Genomic DNA, 18,694 nt, shown 5'->3' on the forward strand with positions numbered 1-18,694 from the left:
CCTCTATCGCGAGTTCGTCCGTTCAGTCGCTTGCGACTGAACGAGATCCCGTCCTGACTTCGTCAGACGGAAATCTCGCCCTCTCCGCAAGTTTATATTTTTTTCATTATGCTTTTTTATGTCTACATCCTTTACTCTCCTTCTCATAATCGAACTTACGTTGGTCAAACTAATAATATCTCCACTCGTCTTGATTATCACAACAAAGGTAAAGTTAAATCTACTAAAGCTTTTCGTCCATGGATTTTGATTTATCACAAATATTTTTATTCTCATTAATGTTAATATCAAACTAAATTTTAATTGCCTTTAATTTTAGATGTAAAATATTATGCATCGGATATAACAAAGCCCTCATTAATCCAAAAAATCTTTTAATTAATTCAAGGTTAATTCTCAAATTATACCTATCTTTGTTATTCTATTTTAATGAAAAAAGAAAAAATATTATGGATAATATAAAAATCAGAAATATTGCTATAATCGCTCATGTTGATCATGGTAAAACAACACTTGTCGATCAAATTCTAAAACAATGCCATGTTTTTAGAAAAAATCAGATAATCCAAGAACGATTTTTAGATTCGAATGACCTAGAACGTGAACGCGGCATAACTATTTTTTCTAAAAACATAAGCATTCCATACAATGGATATAAAATAAATGTAATTGATACACCTGGACATGCTGATTTTGGTGGTGAAGTCGAAAGAGTATTAAAAATGGCTGATGGTGTTCTTTTGCTTGTTGATTCTTTTGAAGGACCAATGCCACAAACCAGATTTGTTCTCGAAAAAGCATTAAGTCTTCACCTTAAACCAATTGTAATTATTAATAAAATTGATAGATCGGATAATAGACCTCAAGAAGTATTAAATGAAATTTATGATTTATTCATTGAACTAGATGCTGATGACGAACAATTAAACTTCCCTGTTTTATATGCAAGTGGTAGAGATGGTTGGGCAGTTTTTAATTTAGATGACGAAAGAAAAGATTTATCCCCTTTATTGGATTCAATTATAGATTTTATACCTGCACCTGAAAACAATCAAGGTACTACTCAAATCCAAATTACAACACTCGATTATAATGATTATGTTGGACGAATTGGAATTGGTAGAGTTTTTAGAGGAACACTAAAAAAGAATGATAACTTATGTATTATTAAAAGAGATGGTTCAGTTCATAAAGTTCAACCAAAACAATTGTTTGTTTTTGATGGTCTTAGCAGAACAGAAGTAGATGAAGTAACATGCGGAGATATTTGTGCTATCGTTGGAATAGAAAATATTGATATTGGCGATACAATTTCTGATACAGATAATCCAGAACCATTACCATTAATATCAATTGATGAACCAACAATAAGCATGACATTTACTGTTAATAATTCTCCTTTCTATGGTAAAGAAGGTAAATTTATTACATCACGACAACTTAGAGATAGATTATATAAAGAATTAGAACACAATGTAGCTTTACGAGTTGAAGAAACAAATTCTCCAGATGCATTTAAAGTTTCTGGAAGGGGAATTTTACATTTATCAATTCTAATTGAAAATATGAGACGTGAAGGTTTTGAACTTCAAATTAGAGAACCAAAAGTTATTTACAAAGAAATTAATGGCAAAAAAGCTGAACCAATTGAAATACTTGTAGTTGATGTTCCTTCTGAATATGCTGGTAAAGTAATCGAACTTGTAGGTCAGAGAAGAGGTGAATTAATAAAAATGGAAACCAAAGGTAATTATCAAAAACTTGAATTCCACATACCTTCAAGAGGATTAATGGGATTAAGGACTAAAATTCTAACAGCTACTTCTGGCGAAGCTACAATGCATCATCGTTTTTATCAATATGAATATTTCAAAGGAGCAATTAATAAATCTAAAAATGGTGTAATCATTTCTATGGATACAGGTCCAGCCACAGCATATGCGATTGATTCTTTACAGGATAGAGGAAGATTTTTTATTGAACCAGGAGAAATTGTTTATCAAGGACAAATTATAGGCGAACACAACAAAGAAAATGATATTGAAGTTAATATTCAAAGAGGGAAAAAACTGACTAATATGAGAGCATCTGGTTCAGATAAAGCAATTAAAATTGTCCCATCCATCAAATTTACACTTGAAGAAGCACTCGAATACATTGAAGAAGATGAAATGGTTGAAGTCACACCAAAATCAATCAGATTAAGAAAAATTTACTTAGATCCTAATGAAAGAAAAAGATATGCATTAGGGAAAGCTGTTTAAAATTAATACTTAATCAAATTTCTTTTTTCAGAATTTTTTAGTGCTTTCAAAAGTACTTTTATATCATTATAACCTTCTTCAAATGTATTGATGAATTTTTTACCATTAACGATTGCTTGATAAAAATCATTAAACTCATTAATAAAGCCACCATCAGTAATAACTTTTACAGTTTTTATTTTACCATCTTGATTAATAATTTGTATTGTGTTATTGCTTATTATTAAACTTCCTTTATCTCCAAAAACATACAATTCATTTTTATAAAAACCTCTAACAGAAAAATAAATATTCAAAACACCATTAATTCCATTTTCGAACTCAAAATTAAAAGAGAAAGTATCATCTGAACCTATAGCAGGATTAACTGATTTTTTAATTGCGTATCCTGATTTGAATTCTCCAAATAAAAATCTTAATGCTGCAACATTATGAACTCCTCCATCGAAAATAAATCCTCCAGGATATTTATTTTTTTGACGCCACTTTGTTTGTGCATATTTATCTTTCAATGTAAGATTATTAAAAACATTCCAGATTACCGAATAAACTTTTCCAATAATATTTTTTTCAATTATACTTTTTATCTTTAGATATAATTCATCATACCTGTAATTTTCTGCCAGGAAACATACAACTCCAGTCTTTTTTGATACTTCAATTAATTTTTTTGCATCATTAAGATTTGCTGCTAATGGTTTCTCTAAAAAAATATGTTTACCTGCATTTATTGAATCACGTGCAACTTTATAATTTAATTCTATTGGTAAAGTTATATCGACTGCTTCTATATCAGAATTTTTCAATAAATCTTTATAATCAATATAATAAGGTACATTACCAACTAATTTGGAAAATTCTATTGCTTTCTTTTCTGTATGATTACAAACTGCAGCAATTTCAAATTTATTAGATAATTTTTTTATTGCTGGATAATGAAGTTCTCTTGCAGCTATGCCGCAGCCAATAATTCCTAATTTTATTTTTTTCATTATACACCTTAAATAATGATTTTATATTACTAATATAAAAAAACTCCCTCTTTTGGAGGGAGTCTTTTTTATTAGGGGGTAGTTAGTTCGTCAGGAGTTTTTCTTTTTTGAAGTTTAGAGATTTTGTTTGACTAATATTTTTACCATCAAATTTGAAATGGCTTATTAATTCTTTAAGATTGGTTGTCATTCTATTAAGTTCATCAGCAGCTGATGCAATTTGTTGAATACCTGCAGCACTTTCATTTGTTACTTTGCTTATAGTTTCAACATTTCTATTTATTTGTTCACTTGTAACACTTTGTTCTTCGCTTGCAGCTGCAACCTGGTTAATTACATCAAGCACGGCATCAGAAGCATAAATAATTTCTTTCAAAGATTCACCTGCTTTCTGTGCCAATGATTTACCTGATTTAACCTCTGAACTTCCTTCGCTCATCGATACAACAACATTTTCAGTTACTTCTTGAATTCTCTTTATCATATCAGAAATTTCTTTAGTTGCTTTAGTAGTTCTTTCAGCTAATTTTCTAACTTCATCTGCAACTACAGCAAAACCTCTCCCCTGTTCACCGGCACGTGCGGCTTCAATTGCAGCATTCAAAGCAAGTAAATTAGTTTGATTAGCAATATCATCGATTACCTGAACAATTTCACCTATCTGTTCACTGTTCTTTCCGAGAACCTGAATTTTTTCTACAGCTTTTTCAACAAATTCTGCAATACGATTCATACCTTCGACAGTCTTTTCAACAACAACGCCACCTTCACGAGCAACCTGACCAGCTTTCTTGGAAGCATCGGATGCCAATGTTGCATTCTTTGATGTACTCAAAATTGTCCTTGTCATTTCTTCAACTTGCGTTACAACTTCGAGTGCCTGAGAACTTTGTTCCTGAGCTCCAGCAGCCATCTGTTCAGTAGAAGATGAAATTTGTTCGCTAATTGATGCTGTTAAATTAATCATTTCGGCAATGTTAGATAAAATATTTGTCAAAGATTCACCAAGTGAATTTATACTATTAACAATAAGTTTATGATCGCCTTTGAATTCACCTGTTACTCTTGCATTAAAATTACCTTTTGACATTTCTTCAAGAACTTCTATACCAGCTTTAATTGGCATAAATAAAGCATCAAGAGTTGAATTTACACCAATAATTATTTCCTGATAAGCACCATAGAATTTATCAGCATCACCTCTTTTTGTAATATCACCTTCGATAATTTCATTCGTCAAGTTCTTCATTTCTGCAATTAAATTTTTAAGATTGCCAACCATAAGTTCAAAACTTTGAGAGAGTTCATCATCTTCAGATAATACTTTTATATCTACATCAAGATTTCCTTTAGATATTTCTATTGCAGCTTTAATCTTTTCGTGTTGAGCGTGTCTTAATTGTTCAAGCTTTTCTGATAACTCACCAAATTCATCTTTAGATTCATATTGAACAGACTCTTTAAAGTTTCCAACAGAAAACTTTTCTATTACGGTTTTAAGATATTCAATTGGTTTAATAAGTGAAGATACTAATTTTGTAAATGCATAAAGGAAGAACAGTAAACCAGCTATCATTCCACCAAATATTACAATTCTAGAAGAAATAACAGCATCTGAAAGTTTGGTATTCAGAGATTCACCTTTAGACTGTAAATTTTGTTTTAAAGTATTAAAATTGCTTAGCATCTTTTTGCCAGTTTCTTCTCCAGAAGTAGTAGCAATTTCCGCTGCAATTTCATAATCTTTTATTGCCGCTGCGCTGATAGTTCCATCAATTACCAAGCTTTTATACTCATTCCATGATTTTTTAACTTCATTTAAATCCCTTTCTACATCAGTTCCTTTATACTTATTTAAAAGTTCTGACAAAGATGAATCTATTAAAGTTTTTGTTTGATTAAGAGTAGATAAATTTTTATCAAGTTGCGATTCGAAACTCGGGATTGAGAACTTTAATAATGTATTTTGAATGCCTTCAAATTCTCTAAATATCAAATCAATGTCATTAGAAGGTGATATATAATCTATATAAATTTGATTTTTGTAATTATTAATCTTATACATCTGTACAAGGTCATTTAATATAACAATTGTACAGATTGCACCAAGTATAAAATATGAAACACGCAGCTTAGCTTTGAATTTAAGATTTTTTAAAGATACCATGGCTTTTATCTTCCGTTTGTTCATACTAATTTAATTTGAATACAAATGACATCGTTAGCTTAACTTTAACTGGCTTACCTTCTTTTTGTCCAGGTTTAAATTTACTTGCTCTTAATACTTTTTCTACTTCTTCATTACATCCTCCACCAATTCCTTTAATAATTTTAACATCATCCACGCCTCCATTCTCATTTATGTATGCCATTGCAATAACTCTTCCTTCAATGCCAGCAGATCTTGCAATACTCGGATAATTTATTTTTTTCATCAGACCTGCTAAACCTTCAACCGGTTCTGGCATTACTTCTGCAATTGGCAAATAATCTTCGTCTCCAGGTAATATTATATTTTTTCCAGCAATTGTTTTTGAGGATAACATAATTACTAATATTAAAAACATTTTAACTGATATTACTCTCATAATGTTACTCCTATTATAAATTTTAATGGACACCATTATTATTAAGAAAACTTGAATAGGCTTTGTCAGATTTTTGGATGTGATTTATTAACCATTGAGTAAGAAAATTCATTATTTCAAACGATAAGTTTGATTTCCCGCTTTTATATTCAGATATAAAATTCTCAACTTTATCAACGAATGCATCATGTTCTTTTTTATGGTTAATTTTTTCAGGATAATTATATTTATCAAATAATTCTTCTTCTGATTTAAAATGAGTTTTGGTATAAACAGAAAGATTAAATAAAACTTTTGATATTATTTGATTTGATTGTCCCTGTTTCATAGCATCGTGAAGTTCATTAATAGTATTTACAAGCTGCTTATGTTGATTATCTAAGCCTCTTATATTAACACTTAAATTATCATTCCAGGTTATAAGTGCCATTTTTTACCTTTTATTTTTCATGTTATTATCGATAATAAAATCAAAATATTAAGTGACTGAAATAATATTTTAATTATTTTCTTCTTGTTCTATTGTATTGAGTTCAGCTTTCTCATCACTTGATAATATTTTTTCTAAATCAATAAGAATTAATAATCTATCGTCAAGTTTTCCTACAGCTTTTATAAATTCTGATCTAACACTTGTAATTATATCTGGTGGTGGTTCTGTAATTGAAGATGGGATACGCAGTACTTCGGTAACTGCATCAACTATAAAACCTACTGTTTTACCTGAGACCTCGACTACAATTATTCTTTTATCTTTATCTATTTCTTTTCTTTTTAATCCTAATTTGGTTCGCAGATCAATAACAGGAATTATTCTTCCACGTAAATTTATTACTCCATCTACAAAATCTGGAGCATTAGGAACTTTAGTTACCTGCATCATTCTTATAATTTCCTGAACCATCAAAATATCTACAGCATATTCTTCATCACCAATCTTAAAACCAACGAGTTGTAAAATTTCAGAAGCATCTGTCTTTACGTTTACTTTTTCTTTCATCTATCACCTCAAAAGTTATATATCATTATTATTATCGGAATTATTGGTAAAGTTTTCAGTCTATTAATAAAAAAGGCAGACAAAAATTTTAATCTCTGCCTGCCTTTATAGGAGTATGTATGTTAACCAAATACAATTTTTACCAGTTACTTTTCTTTAAGTTCTTTTAAAATAGCTTCTGCTATTTTGTTTATAACTTCTTCTGAATCATAAAATTTATTAGCAATTTTTTGCTTAATTTCTTCCAGCTTTTTGGAAGCCATTTCACTCTTTGCTAAATCTCTAGCAGCAGAGGAGATTTCAATTTTGTCTTTATCCTTTACATCTGAAGAAGATTTAACATCAGTTTTCCGAACCTGATTCGGATTTTCTGTAAAAGGACTATTATTTGTTATACCTTTAATTTGCACAATTTCACCTTAGATAATTAATAATTTTTTTCTGGCTATTTAAACTTGAAATTTCTTTTTCAAGTTTAACCAGAGTACTTTTAAAACTTTCTATTATATTATCGTATTTTCCCTCAATAAGTTTAGCCCTTTCACACAATTCTGGTACACTTTCTAATAATGTCTCTTTACCATAAGATTTAATTAAATCTTCTTTAATTTTCTGGATAACCATCATGGTTTCAAGTGCACTTTGAAATTTTTCATCAAAGTTTTCTGGATTAATTTTATCTAATATAGATGCAAGATTATCCAGCAGGTTAAGTAAAACTTTAGTTTTTGATTTTAAATCTGTTTCCATTCTTAATAGCTTGTGTAAGTTGATGTATTAAATAATGAGAAATAATTCTGATAATACAATAGTTCAGAAAGTTGCATTTGCATCTTTTGATACTTTGCTCTTAATATTTCTGCACTTTTATCTATACTTTTTTGTGCAGCACTTATACTATCATTTAATGATGAAATTGTGCTATCGTAATTTGATTTTGCTTTTGCAATGTAGCCATTCGTACCAAGATAAGGATCAATTCTATTATATAATTTAACAGCAATCCCTTCAGTACTATAAGTAAATAAATTTATTAATTGATCTAAATTATTTTCTATTGCATCTTCTAATTGTGATGAATCTGAAAGCACAAGACCAGAATCTACATTAAATGAGATTCCGATCTTAGATAATGTATTTATTTCATTTGCTGGTATACCAGTAACTGGAGAATAAGCAATAGTACTAAGTATATTGAGTAAAGAAGAAGCAGTGGTATCACTAACAAATAAACCACGTGTTGAATCAGTAGTTTTTGATTTATCTTTTATGAACTTATATACATCATTAAATTTTGTAATAAAATCATTAATCTTTTCTTTTACTTTAGTAACATCGTTATTAACATTTATTTCTACATCGGTGTCTGAAGCTTGCATAACAGATTTTAATGATAGAGTTGTTCCTGTGATCAAATCAGTAATGACATTAGAATTTCTTTCAACATTAACTCCATTTAGAGTTAATTTTGCATTAAGCTGGTCAGTAGTATAAATATAACCAGGTGTATCTTCACCGGAATTTTGAACAAATGTCTGTCGGGTTGTTCCCAGATTTAATCCTACTGATGATAATGCAGAATTTGCTCCCGATTCAGAAATTTCTGTAATTCTGTAATCATAGCCAGAGGATTTTGATTTTATTGATAACTGTGAATATCCACTCACTGGAGAAAAAACAGAAGCAGTAACTAATCCCGATGCCCCTTTTTCTTTTGTAACATTTATCCCAAGCTCACTTAATAAATTGCTGGTATCATTTTTTATTGTTATATATTTCGAAGAATCATTAACTGTTATTTTAAGTTGATAATTTGAGCCATTAACAACTTTTTCTGCTGTTAAGCCACTAATTGAATTTATCTGAGTTACAATACTATCAATCACATCACTATAGTTTCCTGCTGAATAATTAATTACAGTTTCTGTTCCATTCAAATCAATAACAAATGAACCAGATGATGTGGTAGAGCCTGTTACAGATGATGAAAGTACCACAGCTTTATCTGTATTTATAGCGTTCTGAATTTTTTGCATTAAAGTGCTATTAGAAATCTGCCCACTTGTAAAATCGGAATCAACAAATGTGACTGATACTTTGCTTACAAATTCACCACCTGAACCATCAGCGGTTTTAATAGTAAATTCATGAGTGCCAGGTACTGTAATTACAGAAGAAGCAGCAGAAGAACTAAGATCTTTAGAGAGTAAAGTATCATACTTTGCAAGTTGATTTATTCTAATTGAATAAGTCCCTTCTATTGCACTTGAAGCAGCTGTAACATCTACAAAATTTGTATTGGAAGATGTTGCTGCTTTTGAATAAAAAATTGATGAAGATGAGTTTGTTTTTAATTCATTTAAAATTGATTTAAGACTTTCAAGTTTACTACTTAAAGTAGAATAGGCTGATGTAAGATTTTGATAATATGTTTTTCGAGTGTTAAGTGGATTTATGCGTTTATTTTGTTCATTAGTTTTGTATGTATCAATAAGATTATTTATGCCCGATGTTGTAAGTGCATCGTAAGCCATTTTATTATCTCATATTTTTTAATGCATTGACCCATGTATCTCGTAACTCAGTCAAAATTTTCAGAACAATCTGGTTATTCTTTTTTCTCATTTGTTCCTGGCAAAACTGATACAATTTTAATAACCCTACAGATATTTCTCTTGCAGCTGGATCATCAAAATTCAGAGCATTAATTAATACCTGTATTGCATCATTTGTTTTAAATAAATCATTTTTCTGACAGTTTAGAATTGCAAAATCATAAACTTTCAAAATTAATTCTTGAGGAGTTGCATTATTTATCTGGTTAAAAATATATGGATTACTTTTATTTCTTAATGCATTTGCAGTATACATATTTCTTCCCATTGTTTATTAAAAAAGACCCCCCTTAATAAGGGGGGCTTAGAAACTAATTCTCAATTAACGGAAGAGGCTGAGAACCTGCTGTGGAGCTGTGTTCATCTGAGCAAGCATTGCAGTTGCTATTTGTGCTCCAATTTGACCTTTAGTTGCATTTAATTGCTCCATTGCAACATCGGCATCAAAGATATTGCTTATTGTAGCTGTATTGTTTGCGATTGCAGCAGTTAAGTATTCTTCACGTGAATCGAGTGTTTGACGTAAGTTACCAATTCTCAAGAGTGCATTACGAACATTAGTTGCTACTGTATCTGTATCATAGTCAAGCACTGTGGAATCTGTTGCACTTTGTAAATTAGATGTAGCTGTTGCTAATGCACTTACATTCAAATATGTATTATCAGCAAAATCTACTGAAAATGAACTGCCACCAACATCAAAGACAGCTGCACTCAAAGCGGTTGATCCATCGGTGCTTGCTAACAATTGAGTACCATTAATATTTGTGCTCTTGAGTATTGAATCAATTTCGCTTGCAAGAGTTCTAATATCATCTGCAATGGCTGCGGAATCCTTTAATGGATCATCAGCGTCGACTTGTTTAGCTTTGATTTGATTCAACTTGTCTGCTATCTGCTGCAACGCTGATTCTGCTGTTGCTAAGTAGTTCTTAGCTGATGCGATGTTGTTTAATTGAGCTTTTTGAACTAAGGTCTGTGCTTCGAGCTGTTTACCAACGTTGTATCCAGATGTGTCGTCTGCTACACTATTAATTTTCTTTAATGTTGATAAACGCAGCTGAGCTTTTTCTGTTTGAGCATTTACTTTTGCTAATGCATTATAAGCCTGTAATGCACCAACGTTTGTGTTAATTGAGAATGCCATAAATACCTCCTTGTATTTTGTTTTTAATTACTCCGAGCATCCTTGCTCAGATTTGTTAATTAATGAGATTTATTTCTCAATTCATTATCGTAAGTGTAATTAAAAAGTTTAGAGATTTAGCTCTATAAATACTTGACAACAATTTTTGATACTCCAAAATTTTATTAGAAGTGAACAGAATTGTGGTGTGTTATTTAATATCTGGTGATAAGAATTAATTAGATATTTTTTTTATAACATTTTCAAGTTTTGTTCTTATAACTTTAACTTTAGGTAGCATTTCGGTGAGATAAGAAAATTTATTTTCGATCATAACAAATAATTCATATGATTTTTGTACATCTTGAATTTTTAAATAAAATGAAGCTAAATAAAATAAAGCCGCTGGATCATCTTTGATTAATTCTCTATTACTTTCTAACAAATTAATTGCAGCTTTAGTATTATTCATATCATCGTAAAGCGTCGCAAGATTTTTTATAACCTCAACATTCCTGGGAAACTTTTCAATCAATTTCGATAATAAATTATACTTGATTGAATTATTCTTTTGGCGACTTATCCCAAGTAAAAATAATTCAAGATTATTTTTATCTATATATTTTAAAAGAACTTGTGATATATCCTCTGTAATTTCCCTCCCTTGAAATATACTTTCCATTAGTTTTATTAATTGAATTTTTTCTGCAACATTTTCTTCTCTTATAAGTTTATATAGTTCCGTAATAAAATATTCTATTGAGTCAGCATCATTTGATTGATAAGATAGTTTTAAGCCATGGTATGAAATAACTTTAGGATCAACATAAAAATTTTGAAAATTAGTTTTTTCGTATTTATACATATTCTTATAGCATTCCATTGCTTTTTGAGCATACAACTTTGCTTTATAATTATCATTCAAAAATTCGTATATTTTTGAATTCATTAAATAATAAAATGTTTGTTTTGGATTTAATTCAATTGCTTTATCAATTAATTTCTGTGCATTAACAAAATCGCTTTTTAATAATTCAATTTGACTTAAATAAAAGTAACAATCTGCTTTTAATTCTTGAGCTATGTCTTTTTGTTCAAGAGCTATATTAATGTACTTTTGACAATCATCGTACTTACCAATTAAAAAATAAGTTTGACCAAGTTTAAAGGCTGTGTAAGCTGAATGATTATAATTATACTCTTCAATTAAAATCGATAGATTACGTTCTGCCTTTGCTTTCTTTCCATCATATGAAATATTATAACCAACGTGATTTATTAATATTGATGAATGATACAATTTGTACTTATTTTCTTTTAAAGAATGTATTATTTGTTCATGAACTTTACCTGTAAATTTTATTTCAGGACTTTTTTTAAATAATCTTATATATCTTATCGAGTGTTCAAATTTAGAATCATCATCTATACTTTTAACTGTACAATAGTATCCTGCTCTTTCGTTAGTATTTATTATTTTTTTAATTTCACTTTTTGAGGCAGGATCGAGTCTTTCATCTGCATCAAGATATAAAATCCAATCGCCTGGTGAATATTGAAGTGCATAATTTCTTGCAGCAGAAAAGTCATTTATCCAATCGAAGTGATATATTTTAGCTTTATATTCTTTCGCTATTTCAAGTGTATTATCTGTAGAACCTGTATCTACAATAACAATATCATCAACTACACCTTTAACAGATTCAAGACATTCTTTAAGATATTTTTCTTCATTCTTAACTATCATTGAGAGAGTTAATGTTCCCATGACTAACCTCCTTCGAGTGAAGAATGAGACAATTCATATCCGAGCAATTCATTCACCTTCTCAAGAGCATTTTTAGCTGCAATATTTTGAGGATTATTTTTGACTGCCCATTCAAACATTATTTTTGCTGCTTCATAATTTTGTTGAGCAAAAAATATCCGTCCTAAACCGTAACAAGCAGGGGAAGATGCTGGATTTAAGTTCAACTCTTTTTCAAAATATTCACGTGCTTTATCAATATTATTATTTGCCAAAAAAATATTTCCAGCTAAATCAAGTAAATCGTCATATTCTATATGTTGAGCATCACTTTCTTTAAAATTTTCTATTGCACTTACTATTGTATCTTGAGCTAAATATAATTCATTATCTGCTATATGAACTTTTGTTCTCTCAAAATATTGTTTAAATAAATCTCTATTGATAGGATAATAAAACTGACGATTCTTAATTGTTTTATTTTTGAGCCATATTTCATCCGGATCAGCACCCCATTTATCAACAAAAATCTGTCTGTTTTTTTCCAGTCTCTTACGATATGCTTCGTTACCATCTGCTTTGAAACTCTTGGAACCATAATGATGAATAAAAACATCCTTTGCAATTACAGTTTTATAACCAGCAAGCTGAGCACGTAAACAGAAATCATCATCCTCGTAATTGCCTGGCGAAAATCTTTCATCAAGTCCACCAATTTTATCAATTACTTCTTTCTTAATTAAACTACATAAAAATGCAATTCTTGGAAACTGTAGTACCTGACCTTTATTTTTTTCTCTAACTTCAGCTGCATATCTATGCATTTCTTCGATTGAATTATATTTAGCATTGATATCAATTTGAACTCCACTTACAATATTACTTATTGGTCCTACCATTCCAATTTTATTATCTGAGTCTGCAATTTCAATTATTCTTTCTGCCCAATGTTCGGTAAATATTATATCATTATTTGCGACAATAACAAATTCTGTATCAGCTATCTTCATTCCCTGATTTACTGCTGCTGGAAAACCAATATTCATTGAATTTCTAATTACTTTAACATTTTTATTAGATAACTCTAACTCTCTCAGGTAACTTTCTGTTGAATCTGTGCTATTATTATCTATAATTATTAATTGTTTTAGCTGTGGAGTTGTTTTTAATAACGATTCTACGGATTGTTTCGTATAATCAACATTGTTATAGACTGGCATTATTACAGTTAACAAGTCCTTAAATAATACATTATTATTTTTTTCTACTTCACTAACCTTTTGAGCTTCACTTAAAATAATTTCCTTCTTAACTTTATCGAAAGAATAACCAAGTAAATTCTCATATGCATTTATAAGTGATTTAGCAAAATTAAACTCATTAAATTGCAATGATGTTCGATAACCATTTCTCAAAACTGGCTCAAGTTTTATTCTATTATTCAGCACATCTAATAAATAACTTAACATGCTTTGATAATCATTATATTTGACAATAAACGAATTATAATTGTGAATTGCATAGCTTTCTACACCCATATTATTAGTGGTAATTACAGGTGTGCCACATGCCATAGCTTCTAAAACTGGCAAAGAAAATCCTTCGTACCAGGATGTACAAACAAGTACAGAAGAAGTTTTAATTAAATTTGCAATTTCACTTTCATTCAGTTTTATTTTAATTACTACTTTACATTTTAAATCTTTTTCCAGACCTTCTTTAAATTTTGTAGAATCAGGGATAGTATTGCCCACTACTATTCTTAATTCCAGATTTTCTATTCTATGATTAGAATTTTGAATGGTCGTTATTGCAGCTGCTAAGAAGTCAAATCCTTTCAAAGAATGAAGGGGATTACCTATAAATAAAATTGATTTTATATTGTTCGGCTTACTGGCAATACTATTTGGCTTGAAAATATTATGATTAATTGAATTTGGAATGTATTGAGATTCTCTATTCAAACTTTCTTTAAATAATTTTAATAAATGAGTTGATACCGATATTGCTTTAACTGGTATAGTATGAAGTTCCTTAAGAAGATGTTTTTCATGAATAACATTATGATAATTTTCACCATAATGAAAACCTTCGTAGCCCTGACATAAATGAACGACCTTAGATAATGGAATGCTATTTATCAACAATGTCAAATCAAAAATGCTAAAAAATATAAATAGACTGGCAGTGTCATGATTAATTTGTTTTATATCGTTAATCTTATAATAGTATAAATTACTATCTATCCATCCAGGTTTATCTGAAAAAGAATATATAACAACATTCGCACCCAGTTTTAATAAAGTGCTTGCATGCTTGAAAAATATTTTAACACCACCAGAAATAACAGATGCATCTTTAATAAAAAAGGCAATTGTTGGATTGGCATTTAATGGCAAATTATTTTCTTTAACTTTAGAATTATTGAATGAAATTAAATCTTCGGATAATTTGGTATCTGAGTATTGATAATGTGATTTACATTCTGGACAGATAAAATCAAAAGTTGTTGTGTTTTCTATTAACTTATACTCTTCAATTAACTTAAAATCATGTTTACAATTCTCGCATTTTATAATAAAACTATGTCTAATTGATGTCATATTAATTGGTTCTATAAACCATTCATTTACATTTTCTATTTTCAATTTCAGATAATTATTATCACGTTGTCTTTCGAAAATTGGTTCATAAATTTTAATACTAAAATTTTTTTCATGTAATAATTTTGAAAATCGTGACAAATACTTTTCGAGAGATAAGGCTTTCTTTTGATAACCTTTATAAATAAAATCTTTTATATAACAAGAAACATTTTCAATAAAGTTGAATTCCTTAAAGTAATGTTTATCTCGGCTTAATAATTTACTTATGATTATTCTTATTTCTTCACTTGAAATATTTTTCAAATATTCTTTAACCAAAATATTCAAAAACTCATAGACTTTATTTCGGTAACTGGCTGGTAGTTTATTTATCCAATCTAATGTTTTGTCAATCAATACACTGGTAAATCCACATTTATAAATAAAAGCATCTATTTTAGATGAAATGAAAATAATTTCACTTAGTGCTTGTAGTATATTATTCAGATTATTCAGATTTAACTGAGGGAACAAATCTTCAAAAGGTCTTTCATTCAAAAACTTAATTAATGAATAAGTAGAATCATAAATACCACCTTCGGAAAATGTATTAGTTGTTTGTCCTTTATGTAAACGTGTAATACAAGTTCTCTTGTTAATAAAAAAGCTTTCATATTTAGAAGAAATTCTAAGCCACATATCAAAATCCTGTCCCTGACGCAAATTTTCATCAAATAGACCAACATTATCAAAAACTGATTTATGAATAGCTACAGAATTTCCGTGAACATAATTAGCCCAAAAAAAGTGTAAGACTTGATATTCCTTTGGTGGAATATTAAGCCATAAGCCTGGAGCAATTTTTTGTTTGGTTTTATCTTCTAAGAGATACCAATGTGAATGAAAAAATTTTATAGCTGGATTTTGTTTAATTGCATTAAAATGAATTTCAAGTTTTTTGGGTTCGAAAAGATCGTCTGAAGAAAGCCAGCAAATCCATTCACCACGTGCATTTTTTATTCCAAGATTTAAAGCAGAAGCAACACCACCATTTTCTTTATGAAAAGCTTTAAATCTTTTATCCATTGATAAATATTTATCAATTACATCTTTTGTGTTATCGGTGCTTCCATCATTTACAATTATTGCTTCCCAGTTTGTAAATGTTTGATTTAGCAAAGAATCTAATGCTTCTCCTAAATATTCTGCTTGATTAAAAGTCGGCACAATAACAGAAAAAAATGGAGGTCTTACTTCATCAGGTCTTAAAAATTTTTGTTCAGAATATAATCTAGCTTTTGAGATTAATTCATTCCATTTTTCAACCATGCCATAAATCGTAAGATTTTTTTGATACATTATTTCACGTGGCGAAAATTGTTGGTTAAGTACTTTCTTTAAACCCACCTCAAAATCTTCTCCGAAATAACCAATTCTTTCTTTCTCTTCTTCAGAAAAATCTGCAAAAATTCCAGTATTCCTCATTATAATAGGCAAATTACAAAAACATGCTTCCAATGCAGAAAAACATTGAGTTTCAACTGGCGACCCAAGAATAAAAAAATTAGCACAGTTTAAAAGCTTCACTAATTTTTCCTGACTTATTCTATTAAATACTTTCACGTTTTTTCGTTCGTAAGTATTTTCATCTTTTGTAACAATAATCCAGAAAATTTCATCATGATTTTCTATCAAGCTTTTTACCTTAGACCATCCTTTTACCTCACTAAAATCACCTACAAAAATTCCTACTGTTTGATCTGGGATATTAAATTCCTTTCTTACATTTTTTTTATCCATAGGTTTAAATAAATCACCATCAATGCCGATCGGAATAATTTCAAAATTATATTCTGGATACGAAGCAGCTGTTATTTTAGAATTCGTTACTAAAATATCAGCATGTTTTAGATTAGCTTCCTGCTGCAATGATTTACGACCCATAGCTCGCAGATTATCTTGTAAATACAATATATTAAATCGATCTTTATCAATAATATCCATGAATGAGGCATTTTGTATAACAATAGCACTTTCAGGATAATTTTTTTTAATAAAAAGTTTTGCTTCTTTTTCAAAATCTTTATCAACATTTAAAGAGTCTTTATCAACACCTACAGAATTGGGTAAATTAGAAAGTAAAAAGTTCCACATTGTTTTTTCTCCCATTCTCCCTGACAAATAATCGTTGCAAATAATTACTCTAACTTTTTCATTTACATTATTTGGTAAGGTCGAATGGGAATCCATTTCTCCACATTGAAAATGATAAACAATCGAATCATAAGAAGTAGTATGACTTATTCCCTTCTCTTTAAGTTTTTGCATCAGTACTACGTCTCCACTAATACATGGTGTTCCTTTAACTGCAATTTTTGGATTAAATATATCTGTTCCAGGAACTATATTGCCTTCAGGGTATCCACCAACACTCAAAAAATCATCTTTCCTAATGAGAAGAGGCATGAATAAGCCTCCATCTTTCAATTCGTTAACTCTAATTTCATCTGCAAATTTATTAAATGCTTCTTCATCATAGTCTTCTATATGTCTTCCAAAGTTTTTACTTATTGCATGTTCACCAGATAACAATTTTCCTGATTCAACCAAGCGGGATACAACACAATTTTTCCCATTGAGTTTATTAAACAAATTCTCAACCCAGCCATGCGAAAAAGCCATATCACTATTAATAAATAATAAATAATCACCTTTTGCTTTTTGAGCAGCAAAATTCCAGGCACGATAAACATTGTTAATATACCATTCTTTCTTCTGCTCTTCAGAATTATTCCAGATATAATGCGGGATATAATTATTTTTTAAATATTGAAGAACAGATTCGTTAGCGTCGTTGGCAACGAAATAAAATTCTTTGTCATTTAGATTTGTGTATTTTAGAACTTGTTCATATACAAATTGTAACCATTCAATACTTTTATATATTAGGCATATAATTGAAATTCTTGGTTTAAATACCTCTTCTTTATAAACATCTAAACTCGAAATTGCTTGAATAAAACTTCTAGGAATTGGTTTTTCATCATCTATATATAAACCATCAGGGAATAAGTTTTTATCGACCTTTTCTAATGTTAATGTACTTTCATCTAAAAGTCTTTCTAAAGCCCAACCACTTTGACCATGTGAACGATAGGTTAAATATTTAAATGCTAAAGACCTTTCAGAAGCAAAGCCATAATGTATAACACTTACACGATCCGTTTTTTCTATTTTCTTAATTGAATGGGGGTATTGTTGCTGGTGCAACCCAGGAGTTGTTTCTTTGAACATTAAATTAGGTGTTACTCTCCACAAACGAACAAACCATCCAAGATCGTAAGAATTATCGATTCGTTTCCATGAATAACTTCTCCATAAATTAATTTCATGAAAACTAATACCATCAATATTGTTTTCGTCAGCATATTTACATAACTTTTGAAGTTCTTCTTTAGCATTAGCAGTTAAAACTTCGTCTGCATCCAACCATAAAATAAAATCTGGTTGGAGTTTAAGTGCATATTGGAGTAATATTTTTTTATGATTAATTTCATTTTTGAAATCATTTTCCCCTGCTCTAATAATAAATGTAGCTTTATCAAGCATATACTCATAACTTCCATCTGTACTGCCATCGTCATAAACAACGAGTGCATCACAAACTGAATTAATATGTTTCCAAAATCTTTCAAGATTTTGTTTTCTGATTTCATTATAAATTTGCGTTATACAAACTATTTTGTATTTTTTTTCGCTACAATCTAATTTATTCAC

14 protein-coding genes are annotated in these 18,694 nt (G+C 29.4%); 2 read left to right on the forward strand and 12 right to left on the reverse strand.

Annotated features, from left to right (window positions below; genetic code table 11):
* The first annotated feature begins 108 nt into the window (after nucleotides 1–108).
* Together VJY38_RS00415 and typA are read left to right on the forward strand one after the other, a co-directional pair.
* Nucleotides 109–279, forward strand: coding sequence for a GIY-YIG nuclease family protein (locus VJY38_RS00415; protein WP_353678690.1), 171 nt, complete (start codon nucleotides 109–111; stop codon nucleotides 277–279).
* 170 nt (nucleotides 280–449) lie between these two features.
* Complete coding sequence (typA, locus tag VJY38_RS00420) at nucleotides 450–2,264, forward strand: translational GTPase TypA (protein ID WP_353678691.1); 1,815 nt, start codon at nucleotides 450–452, stop codon at nucleotides 2,262–2,264.
* A gap of 2 nt (nucleotides 2,265–2,266) precedes the next feature.
* Here the strand turns inward: typA and VJY38_RS00425 are convergent, their stop codons facing one another.
* From VJY38_RS00425 to VJY38_RS00480, 12 genes are all read right to left on the reverse strand, one after another.
* Nucleotides 2,267–3,256: a Gfo/Idh/MocA family protein gene (locus tag VJY38_RS00425; RefSeq protein ID WP_353678692.1), complete on the reverse strand. Its 990-nt coding sequence runs from the start codon at nucleotides 3,254–3,256 to the stop codon at nucleotides 2,267–2,269.
* 82 nt (nucleotides 3,257–3,338) lie between these two features.
* Nucleotides 3,339–5,423, reverse strand: a complete 2,085-nt coding sequence (locus tag VJY38_RS00430; RefSeq protein ID WP_353678693.1) for a HAMP domain-containing methyl-accepting chemotaxis protein — start codon at nucleotides 5,421–5,423, stop codon at nucleotides 3,339–3,341.
* 25 nt (nucleotides 5,424–5,448) lie between these two features.
* Entirely contained in the window at nucleotides 5,449–5,844 is a 396-nt protein-coding gene (locus VJY38_RS00435; RefSeq protein WP_353678694.1) for an energy transducer TonB, read from the reverse strand.
* A gap of 22 nt (nucleotides 5,845–5,866) precedes the next feature.
* Nucleotides 5,867–6,274 (reverse strand): bacteriohemerythrin, encoded by a 408-nt coding sequence (locus VJY38_RS00440; protein WP_353678695.1) that lies wholly within the window; start codon nucleotides 6,272–6,274, stop codon nucleotides 5,867–5,869.
* 69 nt (nucleotides 6,275–6,343) lie between these two features.
* Nucleotides 6,344–6,844, reverse strand: a complete 501-nt coding sequence (locus VJY38_RS00445) for a chemotaxis protein CheW (protein WP_353678696.1) — start codon at nucleotides 6,842–6,844, stop codon at nucleotides 6,344–6,346.
* 146 nt (nucleotides 6,845–6,990) lie between these two features.
* On the reverse strand, nucleotides 6,991–7,254 hold the full coding sequence (locus VJY38_RS00450) for a hypothetical protein (RefSeq protein WP_353678697.1): 264 nt from the start codon (nucleotides 7,252–7,254) through the stop codon (nucleotides 6,991–6,993).
* 4 nt (nucleotides 7,255–7,258) lie between these two features.
* A complete protein-coding gene (locus tag VJY38_RS00455; RefSeq protein ID WP_353678698.1) occupies nucleotides 7,259–7,594 on the reverse strand; it encodes a hypothetical protein in 336 nt (111 codons plus the stop codon).
* Nucleotides 7,595–7,596: 2 nt separating this feature from the next.
* Complete coding sequence (fliD, locus tag VJY38_RS00460; RefSeq protein WP_353678699.1) at nucleotides 7,597–9,378, reverse strand: flagellar filament capping protein FliD; 1,782 nt, start codon at nucleotides 9,376–9,378, stop codon at nucleotides 7,597–7,599.
* Nucleotides 9,379–9,382: 4 nt separating this feature from the next.
* Nucleotides 9,383–9,715 carry a flagellar export chaperone FliS gene (locus tag VJY38_RS00465; protein ID WP_353678700.1) on the reverse strand — a complete coding sequence of 111 codons (333 nt, stop codon included), beginning with the start codon at nucleotides 9,713–9,715 and terminating at the stop codon, nucleotides 9,383–9,385.
* A gap of 66 nt (nucleotides 9,716–9,781) precedes the next feature.
* On the reverse strand, nucleotides 9,782–10,606 hold the full coding sequence (locus VJY38_RS00470; protein ID WP_353678701.1) for a flagellin: 825 nt from the start codon (nucleotides 10,604–10,606) through the stop codon (nucleotides 9,782–9,784).
* A 214-nt stretch (nucleotides 10,607–10,820) separates the two neighbouring features.
* Nucleotides 10,821–12,353, reverse strand: a complete 1,533-nt coding sequence (locus VJY38_RS00475; protein ID WP_353678702.1) for a TPR domain-containing glycosyltransferase — start codon at nucleotides 12,351–12,353, stop codon at nucleotides 10,821–10,823.
* Between the two features lie 2 nt (nucleotides 12,354–12,355).
* A complete protein-coding gene (locus tag VJY38_RS00480; protein WP_353678703.1) occupies nucleotides 12,356–18,694 on the reverse strand; it encodes a glycosyltransferase in 6,339 nt (2,112 codons plus the stop codon).

This window comes from Rosettibacter firmus, from assembly GCF_036860695.1.
In the GTDB taxonomy this organism is placed as follows: Bacteria; Bacteroidota; Ignavibacteria; order Ignavibacteriales; family Melioribacteraceae; genus Rosettibacter; species Rosettibacter firmus.